Raw genomic sequence first — 22,214 nt, 5'->3', positions numbered from 1 at the left:
GATCGAGGCATGCGAGCACTCACCTGGCAGGGCACGGAGCACGTCTCGGTCGAGGAGGTGTCCGACCCCGTGATCCAGGAGCCGACCGACGCCGTCATCAGGGTGACGTCGGCGGCGATCTGCGGCTCCGACCTGCACCTCTACGACCTCCTCGGCCCGTTCCTCGCCAAGGGCGACGTGCTCGGGCACGAGACGATGGGTGTGGTCGAGGAGGTCGGCGCGGGCGTCACCCGCGTCCGCGTGGGCGACCGCGTCGTCATCCCGTTCGTGATCGCCTGCGGCGCGTGCTTCATGTGCAAACGGGGACTCCACACGCAGTGCGAGACGACCCAGCAGCGCGAGCACGGCACCGGGGCGGCCCTCTACGGCTACACGGAGCTCTACGGCGAGGTGCCGGGCGGCCAGGCGGAGCGCATGCGCGTGCCGCTCGCCGACTTCAACGCGACCGTGATCGGCACCGACCTGCCCGATCTGCGCTATCTGTTCCTCTCCGACATCCTGCCCACGGCGTGGCAGGGCGTCGCGTACGCCGATCTGCCCGATGACGGGGTGCTCGGCGTGCTCGGGCTCGGTCCGGTGGGACAGTTCGCGGCCCGCATCGGCAAGCACCTCGGCCACCGCGTCGTCGCGGTCGACCCGGTGCCGGAGCGGCGTGCGCTCGCGGAGCGCTGGGGTGTCGAGACGTTCGATCTCGACGGCGACGTCGTCGAGCGGCTCCGGTCGGCGACGGACGGGCGCGGCCCGGACGGCGTCGTCGACGCGGTCGGGATGGAGGCCCACGGGCAGGGCGGCATCGGCCTCGCGCAGAAGGCGGTCGGTCTCCTCCCGGACCCGCTCGCCCAGAAGGCCATGACGACGGCGGGCATCGACCGGTTGACGGGCATGCACACCGCGTTCGACGCCGTCCGGCGCGGCGGCACCGTGTCGCTGTCGGGCGTGTACGTGGGCACCGCCGACCCGACCCCGTTCATGACCCTGTTCGACAAGCAGGTGACGATCCGGATGGGGCAGTGCAACGTGCAGCGCTGGCGCGACGAGCTGCTGCCGCTGGTCGAGGACGAGTCGGATCCGCTCGGCACGATGGACCTCGTGACCCACGAGGCGGGACTCGACCGGGCGCCCGAGCTCTACCGCACCTTCCGGGACAAGGAGGACGGGTGCATCAAGGTGGTGCTGCACCCCTGAGTGCAGACGGACCTGGGGTCCAGCAGTGCGACAGCGACCCGCGCGGAGGTGGAGATGGGGGGAATCGAACCCCCGTCCACTGCTGAGGAACCACGTCTTCTCCGGGCGCAGTCTGCGAGTGTCGTTCTACTCGGCCCCGATCCTTACCGCAGACGGATTGCGATCGACGAGCCCAGCCCTGGTTGATGTCCTACGGCGCCCCAAGGCGGAACGTCCGTAGCGAGTCCTCTCGCTGACGCCGGCTACCGGGTCGAGGACGACACCCGGGCCGACGGCGTCACTCTGGCTTAAGCAGCGAGAGCGAACGCGGTGCGAGACTTACTGGCACCTATTGTTTGCGTGCATCGTTATCGAGATAAGCACGCCTCCTCGGCCCGCTTCCCGTCGTTGAACAGGCAATGTCGAAACCGATCATCCCCTGGCGGAAGCGCGAGCCACTGTCGCACTGTGGAGTTGTCACCCCTCGCGGGGCTCGACGAGTGTAACCACTGCGTCGCCCGCCGTGTTCCCCTCCGGTGCCGCACCTCAGAGCGTGCGGCTCAAGTACCGGCTGTGGGGGTCGTCCGTGTAGGACCCGAACGGACCGCACGGCGCGAAGCCGTTCCGGAGGTACAGCCGCACAGGGGCGTCGAAGAAGGGCTCCGTGCCGGTCTCGAGGCTCACCCGGGTCATGCCCCGCCGCCGTGCCGCATCGAGGACCGCACCGAGCACGGCGGTCGCGACGCCGCGCCCTCGGGCGACGGTCGCCGTCCGCATCGACTTCAGCTCCCCCTCCGCCTCCCCCTGCGACGTCAGCGCGCCGCAGCCGAGCAGCGCGCCCTCGTCGTCGCGCGCGGTGAGGAACAGGACGCCCGGCACGGCGAGGGCGCCGGGGTCGAGCGCGTGGACGCTCTCCGGCGGCGAGGTCCGCCGCATGTCGGCGAGGTGCTCCTCGAGGAGCGCCCGGACGTCCGGCGCGAGCGGGTCGTCCTCCGCGATCCTCACTCGCCGAGGTGCCGGCGCGTCGCCATGGCGCGCTGCGCCTCGCGGTTGTCCTGGCGCTCGCGGAGCGCCTGCCGCTTGTCGTACTCGCGCTTGCCCTTCGCGACCGCGAGCTCGACCTTCGCCCGGCCGTCCGAGAAGTAGAGGGACAGCGGAACGAGGGTGTACCCGCCCTCCCGCACCTGCGCGTACAGCTTGAGGATCTGCTGCTTGTGGAGGAGCAGCTTGCGGGTGCGCCGCGGCGGGTGGTTCGTCCAGGTGCCCTGGTTGTACTCCGGGATGTGCACGGCGTCGAGGTACGCCTGCCCGCCGTCGATGTACGCGTAGCCGTCGACGAGCGACGCGCGGCCCTGCCGGAGGGACTTCACCTCCGTGCCGGTGAGGACGAGACCGGCCTCGACCGTGTCCTCGATCGTGTAGTCGTGCCGCGCTCGGCGGTTCGTGGCCACGACCTTGCGGCCCTGCTCCCTGGGCATGCGACACCTCCTCCTGGACGACCGTGCTGCGGAACGCAGCCCGCCATCCTACCGGCGGTCAGACGCGGAGGTACCGGGAGATCGCGACGTTCGCGCTGACCGCGGCCAGCACCACACCGGCACCGATCAGGATCGGGACGACGACCAGGGCGTCCGGGACGGTCACGAACGCGATGTCCCGCTGCGCCTTCGCCAGGTAGCCCTGGATGAAGAACTGCACGATCCCGACGGTCGTCGCCGCGGCGAGCACCGATCCGATGAGGGACGCGAGCACCCCCTCCAGGATGAACGGCGTCTGGATGAAGCGGTTCGAGGCGCCGACGAGCCGCATGATGCCGAGCTCCCGGCGTCGGGAGAACGCGGAGAGCCGGATCGTCGTCGAGATCAGGAGGGCCGCCGCGACGAGCATCAGCGCGGCGATGCCCGCTGCGGTGATGGAGGCGGTGTTCAGCACGGCGAAGATCTGGTCGAGCAGCTTGCGCTGGTCCGTGACCGCGTCGACGCCCGGCATGCCGCTGATCGCCTCGCCGATGACCGCGGACTGGTTCGGGTCCTTGAGGTTGACCCAGAACGCCTCGTTGAGCAGGTCGGGCGTGACGTAGTCGGCGACCGGGTTGCCCTTGAACTGCTTCTGGAAGTTCGCGAAGGCCTGCTGGTGGTCCTCGAAGTAGAACTTCTGCACGAAGCTCTTCACGGGCGCGGTCGACAGCGCGGTCCGCACCGCCGCGATCTGGTCCTTGGTGACGCCGCCGTCCGCGCAGTTCGCGCTCTTCACGGCGTCGTTGCAGAGGTAGATCGCGACCTGGGCCTTGTCGTACCAGAAGTTCTTCATCTGGCCGATCTGCAGCTGCATGAGCGCCGCGGTGCCCACGAACGTGAGCGACACGAAGGTGACGAGCACGATCGAGACGACCATCGAGAAGTTGCGGCGGAGGCCGCTCGCGGCCTCTCCGAGCACGAGTCCGAATCTCATGAGGACGGTCCCACCTCGTCGTCGTCGTCGCCCTTCCGACCGCGCAGGCCGAGGCCCGTGATGAAGTCGAGGTGGTCGGGCAGCTGGTCACGGTGCCGGGCGACGCCACGGAGGTCCGAGTCGCCCGTGTCGGAGACGTCAGGCATCCCGTCGAGTCCGGGGTCGGTCTGCGCGACGGGCACGGGCCCGGACTCCGTCCGCGGCGCCGGCACGGGTGCGGCGAAGAAGAGCGACCGGCCGTCCGGATGCTCCTCCTCCTTCGGCGGCGCGACCGGCTGCGCACGCCACGGCGCGTGCTCACCGGGGAGGAGGACGGGTCCGGTCTCGGACCGCACCCAGATCGGCGTCTGCGAGCCGGTGGCCGGCGGCGCGGTGGGCTCGGCCACGGTCTCGGTCTGCTGCACCGGCTGCGGGCCGGTGGCCGGCCGCACGATCGGCTGGGCGCCCGTGGAGGGCTGCACCTGCTGCTGGCCGCGGCGCGCCCAGAGCGGCACGCCGCCTGCAGCGTTCTGCACCGGAGTCGACTCCGTCACCGGGGGCTTCGGCAGCTTGATCGAGCTCGTCACGTAGGTGGCCTCGAGCTCGTCGCGGATGATCTTGCCCTGCACCAGCTCCACGACGCGCTTCTGCATCCGGTCGACGATCGTGACGTCGTGGGTGGCCATGACGACGGTCGTGCCCTGCTGGTTGATCCGGTCGAGCACCTGCATGATGCCCTCGCTGGTGCGCGGGTCGAGGTTGCCGGTGGGCTCGTCGGCGAGGAGCACGGAGGGCTTGTTCACGACCGCTCGCGCGATCGCGACGCGCTGCTGCTCGCCGCCGGAGAGCTCGTTCGGGAAGTTCTGCGCCTTCTCCGCGAGCCCGACGGTCTCGAGCACGTCCGGCACGGTCGTCTGGATGAAGCCGCGGGACTTGCCGATGACCTGCAGCGTGAACGCGACGTTGTCGTAGACGGTCTTGTTCGGCAGGAGCCGGAAGTCCTGGAACACCACCCCGAGGCTGCGGCGGAAGTAGGGCACCTTGCGCGTCGAGATCGAGGTCAGCCGCTGCCCGAGCACGTGGATCTCGCCCGAGGTGGGCTTCTCCTCGCGCAGCATCAGGCGGAGCAGGCTGGACTTGCCGCTGCCGGACGCGCCCACCAGGAAGATGAACTCGCCGGCGCCGATCTCGAGCGTCACGTCGTCCAGCGCCGGGCGCGGGGCGCCGCGGTAGCGCTTGGTCACGGAGTCGAAGCGGATCATGTCGGCAGCCACCATAGGTGCCGATGCGCCGACCGGCGGGTCCGACAGGCGAACTCCATCACTGTCGTTCACCTCGGCCTGCGGCTACGCCTCCGGATCGCGCTTGCGCCACCGGATGCCGGCCGACAGGAAGCCGTCGAGGTCGCCGTCGAACACGCTCGACGGGTTGTTGACCTCGTACTCGCTCCTGAGGTCCTTCACCATCTGGTACGGGGCGAGCACGTAGGAGCGGATCTGGTCGCCCCAGCTGGCGGTGATGGTGCCGGCGAGCTCCTTCTTCTTCGCCGCCTCCTCCTCCCGGCGCTGGATCAGCAGCCGGGACTGGAGGACCCGCATCGCCGCGGCGCGGTTCTGGATCTGGCTCTTCTCGTTCTGCATCGAGACGACGATCCCGGTCGGGATGTGGGTGATGCGCACCGCCGAGTCGGTCGTGTTGACGCTCTGGCCGCCGGGTCCCGACGACCGGAAGACGTCGACCCGGATGTCGGACTCGGGCACCTCGATCTCGCCGGACTCCTCGAGCAGCGGGATGACCTCGACGGCCGCGAAGCTCGTCTGCCGCTTGCCCGCGGAGTTGAACGGGCTCATCCTGACCAGGCGGTGCGTGCCGGCCTCGACGGAGAGCGTGCCGAACGCGTACGGCGCGTCGACCTCGAACGTCGCGGACTTGATGCCCGCCTCCTCCGCGTAGGAGGTGTCCATGACCGTCGCCGTGTACTTGTGCTGCTCGGCCCAGCGCAGGTACATCCGCAGCAGCATCTCGGCGAAGTCCGCCGCGTCCACGCCGCCGGCACCCGCGCGGATCGTCACGACCGCGGGCCGCGGGTCGTACTCGCCGTTCAGCAGCGTCTGCACCTCGAGCTCGCCGACGGTCGCCTCGACGGCGGCGAGCTCCGCCTCCGCCTCCGCCGCCGACTCCGCCGCCTGCGCCTCGTCCGACTCGGCGTTCACCAGCTCGATCAGCACCTCGAGGTCGTCGAGCCGCGACTCGACGCCCGTCACCCTGGAGAGCTGGGCCTGCGCGTGGCTGAGCTCGCTCGTCACCTTCTGCGCGGCGTCCGGGTCGTCCCAGAGATCGGGCGCGGACGCCCGCTGCTCGAGGTCCGCGATGCGCGCGCGGAGGGTGTCGACGTCCACCACCGCGATGACGTCGCCGAGGGTGGAGCGGAGCGCCGCGATGCGAGGGCCGAGGTCGAGCTGCACGGGCCGAAAGCGTAGTCGGCCGATCCGCAGCCGCGTCGGGCGTAGCGTTGCCGGGACATGACGACCGCCGCACCCTTCCGACTCGGGTCGGCGGCGCTCCCGGTCTACCTGCCCAGCCTGCTGTTCGCGATCGGCGAGGGCGCGATCATCCCGATCATCCCCGTGTACGCGTCGGCGCTCGGCGCCTCGCTCGCGCTCGCCGGCTTCGTGTCCGCGCTGATCATGGTGGGCACGCTCATCGGGGACGTGCCGAGCGGCTGGATCGTCGCGAAGGTCGGCGAGCGCAACGCGATGCTCGGCTCCGCCGTGGCCGCGGTGATCGGCCTCGTGCTCTGCGTCCTCGCCACGACGCCCGCGCTGCTCGCGGTCGGTGTGCTCCTCGTCGGCATCGCGACGGCGTCGTTCGCCCTCGCCCGTCAGGCGTTCATGACCACCTTCGTGCCGCTCACCCATCGGGCGCGCGCCCTCTCCCTCCTCGGCGGCATGTTCCGCGCCGGGTACTTCGTCGGCCCGTTCCTCGCCGCGCTGGTGATCGGCCTGACCGGGACGACCCGCGGGGTGTTCGTCATCGACGCCGTGGCGTGCGTCGTGGTCGCGATCGTGCTGCTCGTGCTGCCGGACCCCTCGGCGGTGCTGGCCGAGCGGCGGCAGGCGCTGCTCACCGCGACGGGGGCGATCCGGGTCGCCGAGGCCGGCGCCGTCCGGGAGGGCCTGTTCCGCACCATCTCGCGGCATCGGACGGTGCTCGCGCGGATGGGGCTGACCGCCGCGCTGATCGGCGGCCTGCGGTCGAGCCGGCAGGTGATCCTGCCGCTCGCCGGGGTGAGCCTCGGGATGCCCGAGAGCAGCATCGCGCTCGTCGTCGGGATCGCGGGAGCGGTCGACCTCGCACTGTTCTTCACCAGCGGGCAGATCATGGACCGCTTCGGACGGCTCTGGAGCGCGATGCCGTCGATGATCGGGCTCGGGTTGGGGCACATCGCGCTCGCGGTCGTCGTCGGCCTCTCCCTCGCGGCCGCTTCGGCGACGTCCGTGGCCTGGTTCGTGGTGATCGCGATCGGGATGTCGCTCGCGAACGGGGTGGGCAGCGGCATCCTCATGACCTTCGGCGCGGATCTCGCGCCGCGGCACGATCCGGCGCCGTTCCTCGGCGCCTACCGCTTCACCGGCGACGCGGGCAACGCGGCCGCCCCGCTCGCGCTGTCCGGGATGACGGCGGTCGCGTCCCTCCCGGTCGCCGCCGCGACCATCGGGGTCGTCGGGCTCGTCGGCGCGGGCCTGATCGCCCGATGGGTCCCGCGCTTCATCCCGCGCGTCCGCCCCCGCTGATCGCCGCCGCCGAGCGGAAGCGGGCGGCGGCCGTCGAGCCGACCGTCACCGGCAGGCCGTCCGGGAGGAGCGGGCTCACGATCGGCGGCCGCCAGGTCGCGCGCAGTTCGACCGTCGCGCTCCGCCCGTCGACGGTCGTCGCGCGGACCACGGTCACCCCCGCGAGGCCCCCGTCGGCCGCGTCGTCCACGTAGCCGTCGACCGCCGTTCGGACCGCGGAGGGCGTCAGCGCCGGCACCACCTCGTCCCCCCGCACCGCGACGTCCGCGACCCGGAACGACTCCGCGCCGGCGAGTGCGGCGCCGTCGGCGACGGTGAGGAGCCGGAGCCGTTCGAGATGCAGGCTCGTCGCCGCGGCCGCGACGACGACGAACGCGGCGGCGACCGCGAACAGGCCGACGACGAGCGGCACGGCCGCGCCGTCCTCCTGCTCCCTCACCGCCGGCTCGCCGCGAACATCGAGACCCGCTGCACCGCTCGGGCCTCGACGGGCACGGTGCCCGGCCCGTCCGGCACGAGCGCGGGTGGCAGGAGCGGCAGCGCGGCCGCGACGCGGACCCGCACCTCGACGCTGCCGCGGGGTGCGGTGCAGTGCTGCGGATCCGGTGCGCAGCGCACGGTGAGCTGCACGGCCGCCGGGTCGATGCGCCAGTCGGCGAGCGCGACCGCGACCGCGTTCCCTGCCGACCTCCGCCCTTCCTCGTCGCTCAAGGCGAGCGCGAGGCTGCGGGCCGCCTGCCGCGCGGCTCCCTCCGCGGCGAAGGCCGCACCCTGCAGTGCGCCGACCGTCAGCACCAGGTAGACGAGGGGCACGAGCAGCAGCACGCCGAGCACGAGCACCTCGACCGCCGCCGACCCCTGCTCACGGCTCGGGCTCGAGCGCGGCATGCCCGGTCACCTCGATCACGCCGGGGGGCCCGAAGAGGCCGATGACGGGCAGCGGGATGCGCGCGCGCACCTCGGTCGTCCCGATGGCGCGTCGCTCGGTCCTGGAGGCCGTGATCGCCGCGGCGTACGTGGGCCCCAGGCTGTCGGTGAGGAGCCGCCGAGCGCGGACCGCGCCGTCCTCGTCGGTGTTCCCGACGATCGCGGACCACCTCGCGCCCTCCGCCACCGCGGCCAGCGCGGTGTTCCGCACGAGCAGCACGGCACCGACCTGCAGCACCCCGAGCACGAGGGCGAGGAGGAGCACGGCGGTGAGCACGAACTCGGCGGGGGCGCTGCCGCGCTCCGCCGCGTGCTTCACAGCCCGGAGACGCTGGCGATCGCCTGGTTGAACAGCGCGATGAGCGCCGGCCCCGCGACGCCCCAGAGCAGCACGACCAGGCCGGCGGTCATCATCGTGACGAGCACCCAGCCGGGCACGTCGCTCTATCGTCATTCCCATGTCCCGGCGCCTCGTCACGTACCTTCGGCTCTCGAACGCGACGGACGCCTCCTCCTCCATCGCTCGCCAGCGCGCCGACCTTGCCGCCTACGCCAGCCGGGAGGGCCTCGTCCAAGTCGGCGAGTTCGTGGACGACGGAGTCTCGGGTCGCAAGGCGAGGGAGAACGCCGACGCGGCGGTTCGCATGCTCGCGGAAGACGAGGCGGACGTGCTTGCCGTCGCCGCGCTCGACCGCTTCTCTCGGCAAGGAGCAACGAAGCTCGGTGCGCTCCTCGACGTGCTGGAGGCTCGGCCTGAAGCGCGGTTCGTCTCCCTGAAGGAGGGCGACTCCGGTGATCCGACCTTCAGGCTCAGGACCGTGATCCTTGCCGAGATCGCGCGTACCGAGGCCGAGAACACCGCGGCGCGTGCTCGCTCGGCGCACGCCTATCGGCGCACCGTAGGTCGTTTCGCGGGTTCGACCGTCCCCTTCGGCTTCCGCTCGGTGCGCGCGACGGAGGGAGCCCCTGGTCAAGTCCTGGTGCCTGCTCCGGATGAGGTCGCCATCGTGGAGGAGGTCGCCGCGCGCATCCTGGCGGATGAGTCCCTCACGGCGATCGCCCGCGATCTGGGTGATCGCGGGATTCCAACCGCCCGCTCGGCGTACCGGCGGGCGGTGCAGATCGGCGAGGACCCGACCGGTCTCGACCGCGGCACGTGGTGGGTCTCGACGGTCTCGACTACCTGGCGCTCGCCGCATCTACTCGGCCAGGCGACGCACAAGGGCCGTGTCCTCCTCGGCGACGACCATCTCCCCCGCAAGCCGTGGGAGGCGCTAGTCGACCGGCGCACGTTCGACGCTCTGGAAGCGCGCCTCGCGCCCCAGTCGCAACGTCCCCAGCGGCGCCGAGCGGCGCGCCTCCTGTCCGGCTTCTTGGCGTGTCGAGCGTGCGGCCGAACCATGTACGTGAACGCCGCGCGCCAGGTCCACTACGGGTGCGCCCATGGCAAGAGCGCCGAGCGAGGTCCGGCGCCCCAGGTAGCGGCCGACGCCCTCGACGCGTATGTCGAGGGGCTCTACCTCGGCATCGTTGGCGACGCTCCCGAGTGGGAGGTCGTGACGGCCCTCGACGACACCCGCGATGCCGACCTCGCGGAGGTTGCTGGCGCGCTCCGCGAGGCGACGGCGGCCATGATCGAGAAGGGGGCGGACCGCCCGGCGCTACTCGGTCGGATCGAGGCGCTCGTGGCCCAGCGCGACGAGATCGAGGCGACGCCTCGCGTGATGACGACCGAGCGGCGCCGCACCGGGCGCACGCTCCGCGACGCCTGGGGCTCGTCGTCACTCGACGAACGGCGTGCACTCCTCGGCGAGGCGATCGGGCGGATCGAGATCGGGCCTGGGCGCCCTGGACGGCACGGGATCGATCCGGCACGGGTGCGCGTGTTCTGGAACTCCTAGGCATCGCCGACGAGAGGGCGATCGAGGCTCCGTTCGCCAGTCGTGTCGGACTAGGGGAAGAAACGTCATTCTCACTTCTCCCTCAAGAAGCGCTCTCTCTTGAGCAGTAACTAGAAGTGACGTTCATTCCGCCATTCCGTCATCCCGCTCGCCCTTGAGGCCGGCTCGTCGATATTTCTCCGGCGTGTCGTGAGCAGCAGGGACGCCCTGGCCCTCTCTCCCTTCAGATCCCGTTAGTGGATCTCCCGCGGCGCCCCCTCTCGCCGCGGTTCGCTCCGCCTCGGAGTTCTGGTCGCGCGTCGAGCAGAGCCTCACCTCGACTTCACGCGCCTCCGAGGCGGAGCGTTTCTCGCCATCCGCGGCGCCTGTTGCCGTTACGTCTCGCATAGGAGTCCCGATGCCGATCGTCCTGCATACGTTCACGTGCCGCGCTTGCGGCGAAACGTCAAGCGCCACCCGGCCTGCGGCCACGTGCTCGAACGCGTGCCGAGCATCGGAGTACCGCCGCCGCAAGCGCGAGCGAGAGGCGGCTGCACGTGCCGCTATCAGCGCGGGGCTCAACGGGGACGCCTCTGCACTCGCGCTCGGCCTCTCGGCGGTCCTCCGCGGATGACGAGATGGCGTTTAGTTCGTCACTTCTAGTTGATCTTCAACGGCGCTCTCTCGTAGAGAGGCCGTGTCCCCTTGCCCCTTCTGGTGAGGAAGGGCTGATCAAGACCATCTCCGCGGTCGACGACCTACGCCCCGTACGTGCCCCCGACTCGCCCCCCGTGCCCCCTACTTCAAGCGCGCTGGCACGACGCCGAGGGGGCTCTGCCCCATGTCCTCGGCCAGAGGCCGATCTTCGCCCCTCAAGCCGCTCTCGGCTTGCCGTATACGCGCGGCTCCGCCGCCTCCCCGTCTGGAGATCCCATGTCCTCGCTCCTCGACTACGCCGCCAACGCGCACCGGATCCCGGCACCGCCGTCCCCGCTCCCGGGCCAGCACGCGCGCCGCGCCTCCCGCGACTACGGCGTCACGTCCGCGACCTCATGGCCCGTCGATCTGCTCCCGGCCGCGGCGCTCGCGGAGGACCTCCTGGCTCGGGGCGTCACGTTCCGCCGCGGGGTCGGGTACGCCCAGCACGGCGCCTATCGCGAGCCGGACCAGATCGCCCGGATGCTTCCCGACCTCCTCGACGACGTCGCGGACACCCTCCCGACGACGAGCGCGGCCGACTGGGAGCGGTTCCTCGGCGAGGTCCTCCCCCAGATCGAGGACGGCTTCGCGGACTGGGCCGCGGAGGCGAGCGGCCTCGACGGGCTCCCGGACGGCTATATCGAGGGCGTCCACGACATGGTCCTCGGCGACTGGATGCGCGCCGAGGACGAGCGCCAGATGCGCCTCCTCCCCGAGCACCGCGCGAACGACGCCAGGAACCGCGCCGACGCATCCGCGCTCCGGTTCACGGCCCAGGACCTCCGCACGTCGGCGGCAGCGCGGCGCCGTCTCATGGACGCGATCCGCCCCCACCTGGCCGAGCAGCACGCCGAGGCCGTCGAGGACGACGCCGCGACGATCGCCTGGCTCGCCAGCTTCGACGGCCGCCCGGTCATCCGCCGCTCAGAGATCTCGGCGCTCTACGCGGAGGCAGGCCGCCCTGGCGCCGTTCCGCCCGCGCGCCTTCGCACGCTCGCGGAGGACCGCTGGGGTCCGGCCGTGAAGACCCGCGGCCACTTCTTGCACCGCCCCGCGACCGCGGCGGCCTCCTAGCCCGGCGCCGTTGCGCCGTCCCCGCGCCTCCGGGCGCACCCCACCAGAGAGGAACACCCCATGAGTTATCCGAAGATCTCGTCCGGCGAGGGCACCACCCGCCTCGTCTCTGCGTTCGACGAGCCCGCGGAGTTCATCGTCCAGGCCGTGCCCGGCGCCGTCGAGGCGCGGGCCGCGTGGCAGGACGCGAACGCCGAGGGAGTTCGCTTGACCGCTGAGAGCCGCGCGCTGGGCCTCCGGCTCCGCGACATGCGGCGGGAGCACGCACCGGCCGCGGAGGTCGAGGCCGTCGAGGCGGAGGCCCGCGACCTGGAGGCGCGCATCCGGCGCCAGACCGGCGTCTCCGGCGCCGCGCTCCGGGCGTTCCTGGACGTCGTCCACGAGGCCCGCACGGCCGACGACTCGCTCAAGCGCCTCGCGGCGCGAGAGGCGCTCGCCGCCCAGACGGACGTCGAGGAGGCCGCCCGAGTCCTGTTCGCTCGCCTCGCTGAGCGCGACCGCGCCTGGTCCGTCGCGGGCTCGCCGGGGGTCTCGTGGCAGCGCAAGACGGGCCACAACCCGCGCGGCGCCCTCATGCTCGCGCAGCAGACGATCGAGGGCGTGGTCCGCGGCTTCGATACGCGCGCGACCGCGCTGGCCGCGGCGGGCGAGGAGCACACGTACGGCGACCCGGATCTCGGTGGCGTGTCGGCTGAGATGGCCGCGAAGGGCGCCGCGATGCAGTGGCACGCGGACACGTACTCGGCCCAGCGGGCGACCCGATGAGCCTCGACGCCGCGACGATCGCCCGCCTCGCCGCTGAGGCCGTCGAGGCCGCCCCGGCGCCAGAGCGCGTCGAGGACCTCGACGCCCAGACCCGCCGTGCGGTCGAGCGCGGCGCCGAAGCGGCGGGAGTGAGTCCCGCGACCTTCTGGGCGGCGAGCCGCTCGGCGGCCGCAGCGAGCGCTGAGACCGCCGACGAGGCCCGGCGCATCGCGGAGAGGATCCGCCGCTAGACCCCGAGGGGCGTCCGAACCGGGCGCCCCTCGGCTACGCCTCGCGCAGTCCACCCCGCTCGCGCCCTCCGTGCATCCTCGACACGATCTCGTGCCGACCGGCCATCTCGTCGCAGTACCGACGCCATGCCACCTCGGCGGCCTTGTCGCCGGTCTCGTACCGGCCCACGAGCGTGCGCCCCTCGCTGGTCTCCGCCCAGGTCACGAGCCGGAACCGCGTGCGCTCGTCCCGGCACCTCACGCGCCGGATCACCCCGACCGGCTCCGGTCGCCCTGGGACGAGCAGCTGCCACTCCACCGTGGTCGCCGTCATGCGCCCCCGCCAGTCGAACCCCACCCCGTACTCATAGCCCCGACCTCAGACCTGGAGCCCCGATGCCCACCTCTACGCCCTCCCGCCGAGCCCGCGACCGCGAAGCTCGCTACCTCGCCGCGCTCGACTCGGCGATCCGCACGCTCGCCCGGTTCGCAACCGCGGCGGAGGCCCATCGCGCGCCTGTGCGCCTGATCGCGCCGGTCTCGCGCTCGGCGTGGCTCGCCATGGACGAGGACGCGCGCCGTGCGCTGATCGCCGAGAACGTGAGCGCGGAACATCGCGCGAGGTTCGAGGAAGGCGAGCGGCTCCGAGCCGAGCAGCGCGCGATCGCGGCGCGTAACGCGGAGGCGAAGGCGGAGCGACGAGTCGCGGAGGCGGAACGCCAAGCGAGAGCCAACGACGAGACCGCGACGCGGCGCCCGGCGCCTCACGCATCCGCCGCGCCGACCCGCTGGCTGGTCTCATGCGCGCACGGTTGCGGCGCGATGCTGCCGACGTCGGGTCCGAGGCCGATCGTCCGTTGGTGCTCTATCGGCGCCGCCGAGCACGCCGTCGGATCTCGCGCCTAGCGACGCACGCGCCAGCCCATCGGTGGGACACCGCTCCGCGCTGCACTCGCCGACGCCACCCTCGGCACCTTCTCCCAGGGCCATAGCCCCTGGGAGGGGACCCACAAGGGCTCAGCAGCAAGCCCGAGACGGCAGAGCACCTCAGGGTCCGCGTGCTCGATCGCTCTGGTCTTCACGGCCGCGCTCTCGCCCCTCCAGGCCCCCGATCACCCCGTTTACACGCCCCGTCCCTCCCGTAGGAGAACCGCATGACCGACACCGAAGCCCCGTTCGACATCGACGACTGGGCTATACCCGACCACTGGACCGACTCGGCCCGGGACCTCTTCGCAGAGGTGCTCACCGAGAACCCCAACCTCTCCGGCGCCGACCTCGCCGCGCTGGAGCAGGTCTGCGAACTCGCCTCGTCGGCCGAGGCCCTCGCCGCGGTCGCACGCGCGGCGGGATACGTCTCGACCGGCTCGACGGGTCAGACCGTCGTTCACCCGGCGCAGATCGAGGCGCGCCTAGCCCGGACGGCGGCCGCGACGATCCTCGCCCGGCTCGCGCCATCCCGCGCGGCCCGCTTCACGGAGCGCGCGCGCCGTGCGGCGCGCACCCGTCACGGCACGACGACGTGAGGCGCCCCGTTTCGGCCGCGTCGCGGTCGTCTGCTCCGGAGATCGCGCCGCATGACGTAGGACGCACCCTCCCGAGCTTCGCGCCGCCGCCACCGCCTGACGGCTGGACCACCACCGCCGCGCTTGACGCTGCGATCGCCTACGCGGAGAGCCTCGCTCACCGCCCGGATCTCGGCGATCGCCGTCGACTCGCCTCGATCGCGTTCCGCGCGCTGATCGGCGCGACGCCAGGGCTCTCGCGCCTCTACGCCCGGGAACGCCTCACGGGGACGGACGTCTGGCGCCGCGCCTTCCCGGACCGGTCACGACTGGCCTCCCCCGGCCGCCCTGAGCGCGCTGAGACGGCCTCGTGAGCGGCGACCCTGCCGGCCCGCTCCCGGCACGGGAGGAGCGCCTCCAGCGCGCCCGTGCGGTCGTCACGGAGGCGCTCGACGCGCTCGACGAGGCGGACCCGTACCGCCGCGCCCTGGCCGAGATCCTCGGCCTCGTGCCGCTCCCGATCGCGGCCGTCTGGGCGCGCCGCCGCCCCCTCGGCGTGGAGCGGATCATCCGCGGCTACGCCGCGCGGCTCCTCCATGCACCCGAGGCGCCGCCCTCGCGCCGTGACGTGATTGCGGTCCGCCATGCGGCCCAGCACCCGGCGCGAACTCTCCTGGCCTGAGACGGCGCCCTGTCGGTCCCCGTGTCCACACTGGATGCATGACGACATGGCCGCGCAACCGCTACACCGGCCCCGGAGGGGGTCTCTACACGGGCCCGGGAGGCGGCCTCTACATCGGCCCCGATGGGGGCGCCTACATCGGGCCGGGCGGCGGCCTCTACATCGGGCCCGATGGCGGGATGTACATCGGCCCGGGGGGCGGTCTCTACACCGGGCCGGGCGGCGGGTTGTCGACCGGACCGGGCGGCGGCCTCTCGACCGGACCCGGTGGTGGCCTGTCGACCGGACCGGGCGGCGGGCTCTACACGGGCGCGGACTCGAACCCGTACCGCTCCAATACCCCGCCGATGCACGTGTTCGTCCCGTGGCTGCGCGCGAACGGCTACGGGTGGGCCGCGGATCTCCTCGGCCCTGCGCACGGCGTCTAACCTGTCGGCCGTGGTGGACCCGGAGTACGCGCTCGTATGGCCGCGCCCGCTATTCGACTGGGAGGCGCGGCGAGTCGTCGCCCTTGAAGACGACGACGTGCCTAGCGCCGCCGTTCTCCTCCTGGAGGAGGCCTTCCACGACCCGGGGGTCTCGCTCGCGCTCGTCCAGGAGATCGGCCCCACGGAACCTCCGTGGATCAGAGTCGGCGACCCCGACCGGGTTCGCGCATGGCTCTCGTCCGTCCTCGCAGACGAGAGGAAGCTCCGGCCCTACACGCCTCCGAAGTACTACGCCGAGCGCAACCACCAGACGGAGCTCGGCGAGTACACCGAGAGGCGGCCCCTCGCCAACGACGTCCTCGCCCTCATCGACGAACTTCAGGATCGCGGGTACTTCCCGAGCGTGTTACCTCGGGAATGTGTGGATGACCCGACGGACTACGAATTCGCCTCACGCGCGATCCAGGACGCAACGCATATCAGCGTCTCGTGGCCGATCGAGGGCGTCGAGCGCGAGTGGCTACCCGAGGCCGCGCTCTACTCGATCATCGAGTTCTTCCACGACCAGGCTCAGCGCCCGAGGACGCGCTCGATGCACACGTTCTCGGGCTGCGGTCCGCACTACTCGGCGCCGAACCGCCAGGCGGGCGGGGTCGTGTACCGCTGGCGCATGAACGAGGTCCTGAAGCGTCACGAGATCGCGCTGAGGCTTGGGAGCAAGGGCGAGGAGCGCGGTCGCCTGATCCAGCACTTCGGGCTCGGCCTCGACTCGCTCGCCGAGTCGCTTGTCGACGCGCCCGCAGGAGAGCCCGCGAACGAGGTCGCCGAGGGCGTCCGCATGTACCGTGAGCGCGGCGCCTCGGTCGCGCAGAAGCGCGCGGCGCTCCATCTCCTCGCGGGAGCGCTCGAACCGCGACGCAAGGCGATCTCCGCCGTGGTCCTCAAGAAGGATGAGTCGCACCTGTTCGAGATCGCCAACAACTACGCCATCCGACACCGCAACGCGGATCAGCGCACGGACGTCGGAGAGCCGTTCCTCGACTGGGTCTTCTGGAACTTCGTCTCGATGATCGACCTGATGAACAGGATCGAACAACGCGAGTAGCGTCCCCGCCCAAGTCGAGGATGCGCGCTTGATCTAGCCTGAGCGGCGTGGACGGCTCGACGGCAGATCATCTCCGCCGCCTTCGAGCGATCGCGGCGGAGTGGCGTGACGAGGTCGTCTCTGACTTCGACCGCGCCGAGGGGATCGAGGGCCGATACGGCCACGGCTCCCCCGAGTCCGACGCGGCGTGGGCGTCGCTCGACGAGGCGCGGTCGAGGCTTGCGGAGGCGCAGGCCGCCGTCGCGGCGGCGATCCGCGAGCGCGCGGGCTCTACGCCCCGGTGAGTTCTGGGGCGGAGGTCGCCTCGGCATACCTCGTGAACAGGCGCTCTTGCCGTGCCTCCAGCACGGGCGGCTTGGCGAACCCGAACGCCCGGTCGATGAGCCGGTCGAGTTCGGCGTGCGCCGCGAGGAGGTCGGTCGGCATGGCGAGCGGCGAGTAGAGGTCCGCGAGGCTCGCGCCCTCGTGCGCCGCACGGGCGTCGAGCACGCGGCGCCCCGCCTCGATGACGCGCCCGCGCTCGGCGTCGGAGAGAGCGGGGAGCGGGAACGTGTTCCAGACCGAGGTGGACCCGAACCGGTAGTCGCTCTTCAGCCGACCGCCGACCGTGAGCTGCCACGTGAGGAACATCGTCGAGGAGATCACGGCGAACCGGAGCCCGTCCGGGTCCGGCGTCACGAAGGTCGCGTCTCCCGCGACGACGTCGGGATCGAGGTAGGCGACGGTCGCGTAGGTACGTGCCTCGCTGAAGTGACGTGGGATGCAGAGGTACGGCGCCTCGGGCTGGTTCACTCGGTGGAACCGGTAGGGCGTGCCCGCGTCGCGGCGGACGTTGTCGTCGGTCGCGACGGACCGCCACGCCCGGACGGCCTCGACGTGCCGTCTGAGGAGCGGGCTCGCAGAGATCGCGCGGGCGTCGGGCTCGGGCATCCAGATGCACCACCGCTCGGTCACGCGGATGAGTTCTCGCGCGCCGACGAACCGCCGGATATACGGCCGGGCGACCTCGTCGGCGAGCGCCTCGGCGACCTCGTCGAGTTCGAGGAACAGGTGCCCGCCGTCCGCGGCCATGGAACCGAACGTGATCCGGCTGGCCAGAGCGGGCGCGAGCGGCGTACGGCGCTCGCTGGCGAACACGACGGGCCCGTTCACGAGGTAGCCGTTGATCGACCCGACCGCGGGCACCTCGACGGGCTCGGCGCTCGGGGTCGCGTACTCGAACAGGCGCGGCGCCGCTCCCCCGCGGTCGAAGCCGACGACGATGCAGTGAACCGCGGCGGAGTCGGTTGCCTCGGTAGTCCAGGCGAAGGTCCGGTGGGCGAACCGGATGCGCCACCCGAGGCCGAACAGGGGCCCGAAGAGGCTGGGCACGACGACGCCCTGCGCAACCGAATTCGTGGCGACGAAGGCGAACCGCCCCTCGGCGCCGTCGAGGTAGCGCGCGGCAAGGATGAACCACGCCGTGACGAAGTCCATCTCGCCCGAGTAGGCGGCACCCCACGCGGCGGCCATCTCGTCCGTTTGGGCGCCCGTGCGCTGGGCCTTGCCGAGGAAGGGCGGGTTCCCGAACACGTACGTCGTGACGCCCTCGGTCGGGAACGTCGCGGCCCAGTCGAGCGTGAGCGCGTCGGCGTGGACGATGCTCGCGGCGACCGTGATCGGGAGGCGCTCTGGCGCGTGCCCAAGGGTCTCGGCCATGCGCCGGTTCGCCTGGTGGTCGACAAGGAACATGGCGGTCTCGGCGATCCTCGCGGGCCACCAATTGATCTCGATCCCTGCGAACTGGTCGGGCGTGACGCGGAGCGTCCACGTCGCGTCGAGCATGTAGGACGTCGTCTCGCCACGAAGCTCGCGGAGCCGCTCCAGGAGTCGAAGCTCAAGGTCGCGCATCTCCCGGTAGGCGACGATCAGGAAGTTTCCGCATCCGCAGGCCGGGTCGAGGTAGCGGATCCCGCCGCGCGACTCGTGGAGTCGTTCGAGGGCTTGCTCGGACGGCCACGCGGCCTTCAGCGCCTCCTCCATCTCGTCGAGCAGCAGCGGCCGGAGCGTCTTGAGGATGTTCCCCTCGGTCGTGTAGTGCTCGCCGAGCCCGTGCCGTGCGCGGCGGCTGGAGAGCCCCTGGAACAGGGCGCCGAAGATCGCCGGGGAGACCCCGTCCCACGACTCGGCGCACGCCGCGAGGAGCGCGTCGCGCATCCCGCGGTCGAAGGTCGGAATATCGACCCGCTCGCGGAACAGGCCGCCGTTCACGTAGGGGAACACCTTGAGGCGGTCGTCGAGGTGCGCGGATCGCCGCGGGAGCGGAGTGTCGAGGACCTGGAACAACTGGGTGATGAGCGCGCCCGCGTCGGAGCCGTCCTCGGCCGTGGACTCGCGGACGAACCGCTCGAAGGCGCCGTCCTCCCAGAGCCCCTCAGCGTCGTCGCCGTAGAGCAGGAACAGGAGCCGCGTCATGAAGATCGCGGCGTCGTGCGAGTCGTGCCCCTCGGCGGCGGCGTCGAGGTCGCCGAGCAGCGCGTCATAGAGCGCGCCCATGGCGCGCGCCGCCTTGACCGTCACGGCCTCCTGTGCCTCGGTCACGCGTCGCGGCGCCCGATAGCCGGAGAGGAACGCGAACTGGCGCACGTTGCGGGCGAGGTCCACGACGCGGAAGCTCACGGGTTCGTCCGCTGGCGACTCCAGATCCGTGACGACGACGCGATCGAAGTCCGTACTCACGATGTAGCGAGGCATCTCCGCGGCGGAGATGTCGCCGCTGGCGAGGTAGTCCTCCGCCTGAGATCCCGCGGCGTTCAGATCGCGCCCACGGCTCTTGTGCTCGGCGATCATGACGCCCGGCATGAATACGTCGATCCGGCCGACCTCACCCGTGCTCGCGCGGCGGGCCCGCCGCTCGAACACGGCGACGCTCCTCCGGTCGACGCCGAACACGTCGAACAGGTCGTTCCACCAACTCTGGGCGTCGGCGTTCTCGCGCTCGGCGTCCCGCCAGGCCGCGACGAACCGCTGAGCGCGGCGAACCATCTCGGTCGTGCTCAGCGGCTTGGGCTTCGACGACGTCGACGGCATGACCAACGTGTAGCACGGCCGCCCTCGCATGATCGCCTCGACGCTACGGTCTCCGCATGACCGACGTCGCCTTCGACCCGCTGGCGACGCCAACGTGCCCCGACGACCTCGTCCCGATGGAGGCAAGCGGCGACGTCCGCGAGATCGCTACGGACGGGGTTGCGGTCGTCGAGGGTACGGCCTACTGGCGGTGCCCCCTCTGCGGTCTCGCTCGCCTCGGGTGACCACGTCGCGCGTGTGCAGGGTCTAGCGACAACCTGGTACGTCGCCGCGATCGGGCGCATCGTCGTCGAGGGGCGCGGTCTGCGCGCGGGTGAGCACGGCCGTCGTTCGGACGCTCGCCATCCGGACCTCCTGGGTATCGGGGTGTGCGCCAGTGTGCCGAGTCGGCGCACACCGCGTCGGAAGTTCTCCACAGGTGCGCACGATCCGGCCGCCCCGGGTCACAGTCCGCTTCCGACCGAGCCGCGCGAGGCTGATGCCCATGAGCGAGCAGCGGACGACGGAGGTGGACGCCGGAGCGGCCGAGATGGAGTCGATGCCGGTCGAGACGGCACGGATCATCCGCACCGGCACGGTCTGGACGGCCGCGGCGATGCTCGCGCCGGCGCTCGGGCTGGGCCCGCTGCTCGCCGGCGGCTGGCGGCCGGGCGCGATGCCGATCGTGTTCGCCGCCGCGTGGTGGCTCGGTGCCCTCGTCGCGGCCGCGGGCCTCGCGCTGCTGGTGTGGGCGGGGTGCCCCGTGCTCGGCTTCCGGCTCGCGCAGGCCTACCGGCAGAAGGTCGTCTCGATCCGGGTGGGCATCGTGCTGAACCTCAGCGGCATGACCCTCGCCGGCCTCGCGATCCTGCTCGCGCCGGTCTCGCACTGACCGCGGGTCTCGGGGGCGCTCAGCCCGCGGGGTGGACGAAGGACTCTCTCGAGTGCGGCGCGGTGGGCGTAGCCCGGCGAGCACATCGGTGAGGAGGCGCAGCGGATGGCGCGGAGGCGCAGCGCGTTCGGCGGCGGCATCGCCAGGGCCCTCCTGGTACCCGCGGTGACGGTCGTCGCCCTCCCCGCGGTCGGCCTTCGCCGTGCGGCCTCCGCCGCAGCCGACCGCCTGGTCCCGGTGCTGGCGTCGGCGGTGCTCTCCCGGCTCGACCTCGACGCCGTCGCCGCGCGGATCGACGTCGACGCGCTGGTGGACCGGGTGGACATCGACCGCGTGCTCGCCCGGACCGACGTGGCCGGGCTCGCCCGCTACATCTCAGCCGAGATCGACCTGCCCGACCTCCTCCGGGCGACCGCCGGGACCGCGTCGTCGGAGCTCACCCACGGGGTGCGCGACCGGAGCGCGCAGGCCGATCTCGTGGTCGCCGAGGCGATCGACCGCTTCCTGCATCGGGCGGAGCGGCAGCCGGGCGACCGAGCCCACGGGCCCGCGAGGTGAGCGACACGCGCCGGCCGGAGGCGCGGCCGTGGCACGACGCCGCGCCTCCCGCCGTCATCGCCTTGGGCCACCGCGCCGCCCTCCGGGGCGCCTCAGCCGGGATCGTCAGCCGGGTGCTGGCGAACGGCATCGACGGCGTGGTCGTCGTGCTCCTGGTGGTGGCCGGCTACCTCGCCGTCGTCGGGGTCCGGTTCGTGCTCTCGCCCATCACCTTCGCGCTCCCCGTCCCGAGCTCCGCGGGCGCGGTCGCCGTCCTGCTCGCCGCCCAGGTGCTCTACTTCGCCCTGGCGTGGGCCGCGCTCGGCGCCACCTACGGCGACCGGGTGCTCGGCCTCGCCGTCACCGACGATCGCGGCCGCCGACTGCGATGGGGCCGCAGCGTCGTCCGCGCGGTCCTCTGCACCGCCTTCCCGCTCGGTCTCGCGTGGGTGCTCGTGAGCAGGCGGAACCGGTCGGTCCAGGATCTCCTGCTCCGCTCCGCGGTCGTCTACACGTGATGCGGGCGGCAGCGCGGCCTCCTCGGGCGATCAGGCCTGCACGGTGACGAGGGTGCCGATCGGCGCCCAGCCGTAGAGCGCGGCGACGTCCTTCAGCGACATGTGCACGCAGCCGTGCGAGCCCTGGGTCTTGTAGAGCGGGCTGCCGAGGGGGAAGTGCTGCCACGGAGCGTTGTGGAACCCGTCGCCGCCGTTGAACGGCATCCAGTACTTCACGGGGTCGTTCCACGACCCGTTGACATCGGACCCGGACAGCACGGTGTTCCGCATCTTCGCGGTGATGCGGGTCGTGCCGACGGGCGTCGCGTCGTTGACGTTCGTGAGCGCCGACGCACCGGTCGTCACCGCGCCCGCAAGGAAGAGCGTGTGACCGGAGCACGCCCACAGGTGCTGCTGCTTGATGCTCACGTAGATGTGCTTGACCCCGGGCGCGCTGTGGGTGCAGACCGTCGCCACAGGCGTGGGCTTCGGGGTCGGCGTCGCCGACGGCGTGATCGTGGCGACCGGTGCGCTCGTGTGCGCGGCGGCCGGGGTGGCGCTCCCCGCCGAGGGCGTGC

The 22,214-nt window shown here is 72.0% G+C and carries 28 protein-coding genes and 1 other RNA gene; 16 read left to right on the top strand and 13 right to left on the bottom strand.

Annotation, left to right across the window (positions count from 1 at the left end):
• Positions 1 to 9 precede the first annotated feature (9 nt).
• Entirely contained in the window at positions 10 to 1,185 is a 1,176-nt protein-coding gene (locus ACTHLI_RS12825) for an alcohol dehydrogenase catalytic domain-containing protein (RefSeq protein ID WP_440184277.1), read from the top strand.
• A 46-nt stretch (positions 1,186 to 1,231) separates the two neighbouring features.
• On the opposite strand, the gene ssrA is transcribed toward ACTHLI_RS12825, so the two are convergent.
• The 6 genes from ssrA to prfB form a co-directional block, all read right to left on the bottom strand.
• Positions 1,232 to 1,604, bottom strand: a transfer-messenger RNA (tmRNA) gene (gene ssrA / locus ACTHLI_RS12820).
• Between the two features lie 106 nt (positions 1,605 to 1,710).
• Complete coding sequence (locus ACTHLI_RS12815; RefSeq protein WP_440184274.1) at positions 1,711 to 2,169, bottom strand: GNAT family N-acetyltransferase; 459 nt, start codon at positions 2,167 to 2,169, stop codon at positions 1,711 to 1,713.
• Positions 2,166 to 2,642: an SsrA-binding protein SmpB gene (smpB, locus tag ACTHLI_RS12810; protein ID WP_440184272.1), complete on the bottom strand. Its 477-nt coding sequence runs from the start codon at positions 2,640 to 2,642 to the stop codon at positions 2,166 to 2,168. Before smpB ends, ACTHLI_RS12815 begins: the two co-directional genes overlap by 4 nt.
• Positions 2,643 to 2,700: 58 nt before the next feature.
• Complete coding sequence (gene ftsX, locus ACTHLI_RS12805; RefSeq protein ID WP_440184270.1) at positions 2,701 to 3,615, bottom strand: permease-like cell division protein FtsX; 915 nt, start codon at positions 3,613 to 3,615, stop codon at positions 2,701 to 2,703.
• Positions 3,612 to 4,856 (bottom strand): cell division ATP-binding protein FtsE, encoded by a 1,245-nt coding sequence (gene ftsE / locus ACTHLI_RS12800; protein ID WP_440184267.1) that lies wholly within the window; start codon positions 4,854 to 4,856, stop codon positions 3,612 to 3,614. Before ftsE ends, ftsX begins: the two co-directional genes overlap by 4 nt.
• A gap of 84 nt (positions 4,857 to 4,940) precedes the next feature.
• A complete protein-coding gene (gene prfB, locus ACTHLI_RS12795; RefSeq protein WP_440184264.1) occupies positions 4,941 to 6,059 on the bottom strand; it encodes a peptide chain release factor 2 in 1,119 nt (372 codons plus the stop codon).
• Between the two features lie 57 nt (positions 6,060 to 6,116).
• Between prfB and ACTHLI_RS12790 the strand changes: the two genes are divergently transcribed.
• A complete protein-coding gene (locus ACTHLI_RS12790; protein WP_440184262.1) occupies positions 6,117 to 7,388 on the top strand; it encodes an MFS transporter in 1,272 nt (423 codons plus the stop codon).
• Here the strand turns inward: ACTHLI_RS12790 and ACTHLI_RS12785 are convergent.
• From ACTHLI_RS12785 to ACTHLI_RS12770, 4 genes are read right to left on the bottom strand one after another with little or no spacing between them, the layout of a single operon-like run.
• The gene (locus tag ACTHLI_RS12785) at positions 7,363 to 7,827 is read right to left on the bottom strand and encodes a hypothetical protein (RefSeq protein ID WP_440184261.1); all 465 of its coding nucleotides are present in this window, start codon (positions 7,825 to 7,827) and stop codon (positions 7,363 to 7,365) included. The two genes, ACTHLI_RS12790 and ACTHLI_RS12785, sit on opposite strands and share 26 nt — an antisense overlap.
• Positions 7,824 to 8,276 carry a hypothetical protein gene (locus tag ACTHLI_RS12780; RefSeq protein WP_440184259.1) on the bottom strand — a complete coding sequence of 151 codons (453 nt, stop codon included), beginning with the start codon at positions 8,274 to 8,276 and terminating at the stop codon, positions 7,824 to 7,826. Before ACTHLI_RS12780 ends, ACTHLI_RS12785 begins: the two co-directional genes overlap by 4 nt.
• On the bottom strand, positions 8,251 to 8,634 hold the full coding sequence (locus tag ACTHLI_RS12775) for a TadE/TadG family type IV pilus assembly protein (RefSeq protein WP_440184257.1): 384 nt from the start codon (positions 8,632 to 8,634) through the stop codon (positions 8,251 to 8,253). The genes ACTHLI_RS12780 and ACTHLI_RS12775 overlap by 26 nt, the downstream gene beginning before the upstream one ends.
• Complete coding sequence (locus ACTHLI_RS12770) at positions 8,631 to 8,753, bottom strand: hypothetical protein (RefSeq protein WP_440184254.1); 123 nt, start codon at positions 8,751 to 8,753, stop codon at positions 8,631 to 8,633. The genes ACTHLI_RS12775 and ACTHLI_RS12770 overlap by 4 nt, the downstream gene beginning before the upstream one ends.
• Positions 8,754 to 8,773: 20 nt before the next feature.
• Here ACTHLI_RS12770 and ACTHLI_RS12765 point away from each other — a divergent pair, with 20 nt between their 5' ends.
• The 4 genes from ACTHLI_RS12765 (at position 8,774) to ACTHLI_RS12750 (ending at position 12,963) form a co-directional block, all read left to right on the top strand.
• Entirely contained in the window at positions 8,774 to 10,216 is a 1,443-nt protein-coding gene (locus tag ACTHLI_RS12765) for a recombinase family protein (protein ID WP_440184251.1), read from the top strand.
• 912 nt (positions 10,217 to 11,128) lie between these two features.
• Positions 11,129 to 11,968, top strand: coding sequence for a hypothetical protein (locus tag ACTHLI_RS12760; protein ID WP_440184248.1), 840 nt, complete (start codon positions 11,129 to 11,131; stop codon positions 11,966 to 11,968).
• A gap of 60 nt (positions 11,969 to 12,028) precedes the next feature.
• Positions 12,029 to 12,733: a hypothetical protein gene (locus tag ACTHLI_RS12755; RefSeq protein ID WP_440184246.1), complete on the top strand. Its 705-nt coding sequence runs from the start codon at positions 12,029 to 12,031 to the stop codon at positions 12,731 to 12,733.
• Positions 12,730 to 12,963: a hypothetical protein gene (locus ACTHLI_RS12750; protein ID WP_440184243.1), complete on the top strand. Its 234-nt coding sequence runs from the start codon at positions 12,730 to 12,732 to the stop codon at positions 12,961 to 12,963. Before ACTHLI_RS12755 ends, ACTHLI_RS12750 begins: the two co-directional genes overlap by 4 nt.
• A gap of 34 nt (positions 12,964 to 12,997) precedes the next feature.
• Here the strand turns inward: ACTHLI_RS12750 and ACTHLI_RS12745 are convergent, their stop codons facing one another.
• A complete protein-coding gene (locus ACTHLI_RS12745) occupies positions 12,998 to 13,300 on the bottom strand; it encodes a hypothetical protein (protein WP_440184240.1) in 303 nt (100 codons plus the stop codon).
• A gap of 161 nt (positions 13,301 to 13,461) precedes the next feature.
• Here ACTHLI_RS12745 and ACTHLI_RS12740 point away from each other — a divergent pair, with 161 nt between their 5' ends.
• From ACTHLI_RS12740 to ACTHLI_RS12715, 6 genes are all read left to right on the top strand, one after another.
• Entirely contained in the window at positions 13,462 to 13,848 is a 387-nt protein-coding gene (locus ACTHLI_RS12740) for a hypothetical protein (RefSeq protein ID WP_440184237.1), read from the top strand.
• A gap of 248 nt (positions 13,849 to 14,096) precedes the next feature.
• A complete protein-coding gene (locus tag ACTHLI_RS12735; RefSeq protein WP_440184234.1) occupies positions 14,097 to 14,468 on the top strand; it encodes a P27 family phage terminase small subunit in 372 nt (123 codons plus the stop codon).
• A gap of 349 nt (positions 14,469 to 14,817) precedes the next feature.
• Positions 14,818 to 15,129, top strand: a complete 312-nt coding sequence (locus tag ACTHLI_RS12730) for a hypothetical protein (RefSeq protein WP_440184232.1) — start codon at positions 14,818 to 14,820, stop codon at positions 15,127 to 15,129.
• A 38-nt stretch (positions 15,130 to 15,167) separates the two neighbouring features.
• Complete coding sequence (locus ACTHLI_RS12725; RefSeq protein ID WP_440184229.1) at positions 15,168 to 15,557, top strand: hypothetical protein; 390 nt, start codon at positions 15,168 to 15,170, stop codon at positions 15,555 to 15,557.
• Between the two features lie 10 nt (positions 15,558 to 15,567).
• Positions 15,568 to 16,662 carry a hypothetical protein gene (locus ACTHLI_RS12720; RefSeq protein ID WP_440184227.1) on the top strand — a complete coding sequence of 365 codons (1,095 nt, stop codon included), beginning with the start codon at positions 15,568 to 15,570 and terminating at the stop codon, positions 16,660 to 16,662.
• 47 nt (positions 16,663 to 16,709) lie between these two features.
• Positions 16,710 to 16,946, top strand: a complete 237-nt coding sequence (locus ACTHLI_RS12715) for a hypothetical protein (RefSeq protein ID WP_440184224.1) — start codon at positions 16,710 to 16,712, stop codon at positions 16,944 to 16,946.
• Here ACTHLI_RS12715 and ACTHLI_RS12710 read toward each other — a convergent pair.
• Positions 16,933 to 19,731, bottom strand: coding sequence for a DNA methyltransferase (locus ACTHLI_RS12710; RefSeq protein WP_440184221.1), 2,799 nt, complete (start codon positions 19,729 to 19,731; stop codon positions 16,933 to 16,935). The genes ACTHLI_RS12715 and ACTHLI_RS12710 overlap by 14 nt on opposite strands.
• A gap of 56 nt (positions 19,732 to 19,787) precedes the next feature.
• On the opposite strand from ACTHLI_RS12710, the gene ACTHLI_RS12705 reads away from it, so the two are divergent.
• The 4 genes from ACTHLI_RS12705 (at position 19,788) to ACTHLI_RS12690 (ending at position 21,657) form a co-directional block, all read left to right on the top strand.
• Positions 19,788 to 19,955, top strand: coding sequence for a hypothetical protein (locus ACTHLI_RS12705; protein ID WP_440184219.1), 168 nt, complete (start codon positions 19,788 to 19,790; stop codon positions 19,953 to 19,955).
• A 260-nt stretch (positions 19,956 to 20,215) separates the two neighbouring features.
• Positions 20,216 to 20,602, top strand: coding sequence for a hypothetical protein (locus ACTHLI_RS12700; RefSeq protein WP_440184216.1), 387 nt, complete (start codon positions 20,216 to 20,218; stop codon positions 20,600 to 20,602).
• A gap of 105 nt (positions 20,603 to 20,707) precedes the next feature.
• A complete protein-coding gene (locus tag ACTHLI_RS12695; protein ID WP_440184213.1) occupies positions 20,708 to 21,160 on the top strand; it encodes a hypothetical protein in 453 nt (150 codons plus the stop codon).
• Positions 21,157 to 21,657 (top strand): RDD family protein, encoded by a 501-nt coding sequence (locus ACTHLI_RS12690; protein ID WP_440184210.1) that lies wholly within the window; start codon positions 21,157 to 21,159, stop codon positions 21,655 to 21,657. The genes ACTHLI_RS12695 and ACTHLI_RS12690 overlap by 4 nt, the downstream gene beginning before the upstream one ends.
• Before the next feature lie 30 nt (positions 21,658 to 21,687).
• Here ACTHLI_RS12690 and ACTHLI_RS12685 read toward each other — a convergent pair whose 3' ends face one another.
• Positions 21,688 to 22,065: a L,D-transpeptidase gene (locus tag ACTHLI_RS12685; RefSeq protein WP_440184207.1), complete on the bottom strand. Its 378-nt coding sequence runs from the start codon at positions 22,063 to 22,065 to the stop codon at positions 21,688 to 21,690.
• Between the last annotated feature and the right edge of the window lie 149 nt (positions 22,066 to 22,214).

Origin of the sequence: Amnibacterium sp. (assembly GCF_051956055.1) — a bacterium.
Lineage (GTDB): Bacteria > Actinomycetota > Actinomycetes > Actinomycetales > Microbacteriaceae > Amnibacterium.
This window is presented reverse-complemented; position numbering and strand designations above follow the sequence as displayed.

Bases quoted from the DNA above. Each gene is read 5' to 3' on its own strand.
- ftsE (WP_440184267.1), bottom strand. From the start codon at position 4,856: ATGATCCGCTTCGACTCCGTGACCAAGCGCTACCGCGGCGCCCCGCGC.
- ACTHLI_RS12755 (WP_440184246.1), top strand. From the start codon at position 12,029: ATGAGTTATCCGAAGATCTCGTCCGGCGAGGGCACCACCCGCCTCGTC.
- ACTHLI_RS12695 (WP_440184213.1), top strand. From the start codon at position 20,708: ATGGCGCGGAGGCGCAGCGCGTTCGGCGGCGGCATCGCCAGGGCCCTC.
- ACTHLI_RS12705 (WP_440184219.1), top strand. From the start codon at position 19,788: ATGACCGACGTCGCCTTCGACCCGCTGGCGACGCCAACGTGCCCCGAC.
- ACTHLI_RS12780 (WP_440184259.1), bottom strand. From the start codon at position 8,276: ATGCCGCGCTCGAGCCCGAGCCGTGAGCAGGGGTCGGCGGCGGTCGAG.
- ACTHLI_RS12765 (WP_440184251.1), top strand. From the start codon at position 8,774: ATGTCCCGGCGCCTCGTCACGTACCTTCGGCTCTCGAACGCGACGGAC.
- ACTHLI_RS12790 (WP_440184262.1), top strand. From the start codon at position 6,117: ATGACGACCGCCGCACCCTTCCGACTCGGGTCGGCGGCGCTCCCGGTC.
- ACTHLI_RS12725 (WP_440184229.1), top strand. From the start codon at position 15,168: ATGACGACATGGCCGCGCAACCGCTACACCGGCCCCGGAGGGGGTCTC.
- ACTHLI_RS12825 (WP_440184277.1), top strand. From the start codon at position 10: ATGCGAGCACTCACCTGGCAGGGCACGGAGCACGTCTCGGTCGAGGAG.
- ftsX (WP_440184270.1), bottom strand. From the start codon at position 3,615: ATGAGATTCGGACTCGTGCTCGGAGAGGCCGCGAGCGGCCTCCGCCGC.
- ACTHLI_RS12750 (WP_440184243.1), top strand. From the start codon at position 12,730: ATGAGCCTCGACGCCGCGACGATCGCCCGCCTCGCCGCTGAGGCCGTC.
- ACTHLI_RS12735 (WP_440184234.1), top strand. From the start codon at position 14,097: ATGACCGACACCGAAGCCCCGTTCGACATCGACGACTGGGCTATACCC.
- smpB (WP_440184272.1), bottom strand. From the start codon at position 2,642: ATGCCCAGGGAGCAGGGCCGCAAGGTCGTGGCCACGAACCGCCGAGCG.
- ACTHLI_RS12700 (WP_440184216.1), top strand. From the start codon at position 20,216: ATGAGCGAGCAGCGGACGACGGAGGTGGACGCCGGAGCGGCCGAGATG.
- ACTHLI_RS12760 (WP_440184248.1), top strand. From the start codon at position 11,129: ATGTCCTCGCTCCTCGACTACGCCGCCAACGCGCACCGGATCCCGGCA.
- ACTHLI_RS12710 (WP_440184221.1), bottom strand. From the start codon at position 19,731: ATGCCGTCGACGTCGTCGAAGCCCAAGCCGCTGAGCACGACCGAGATG.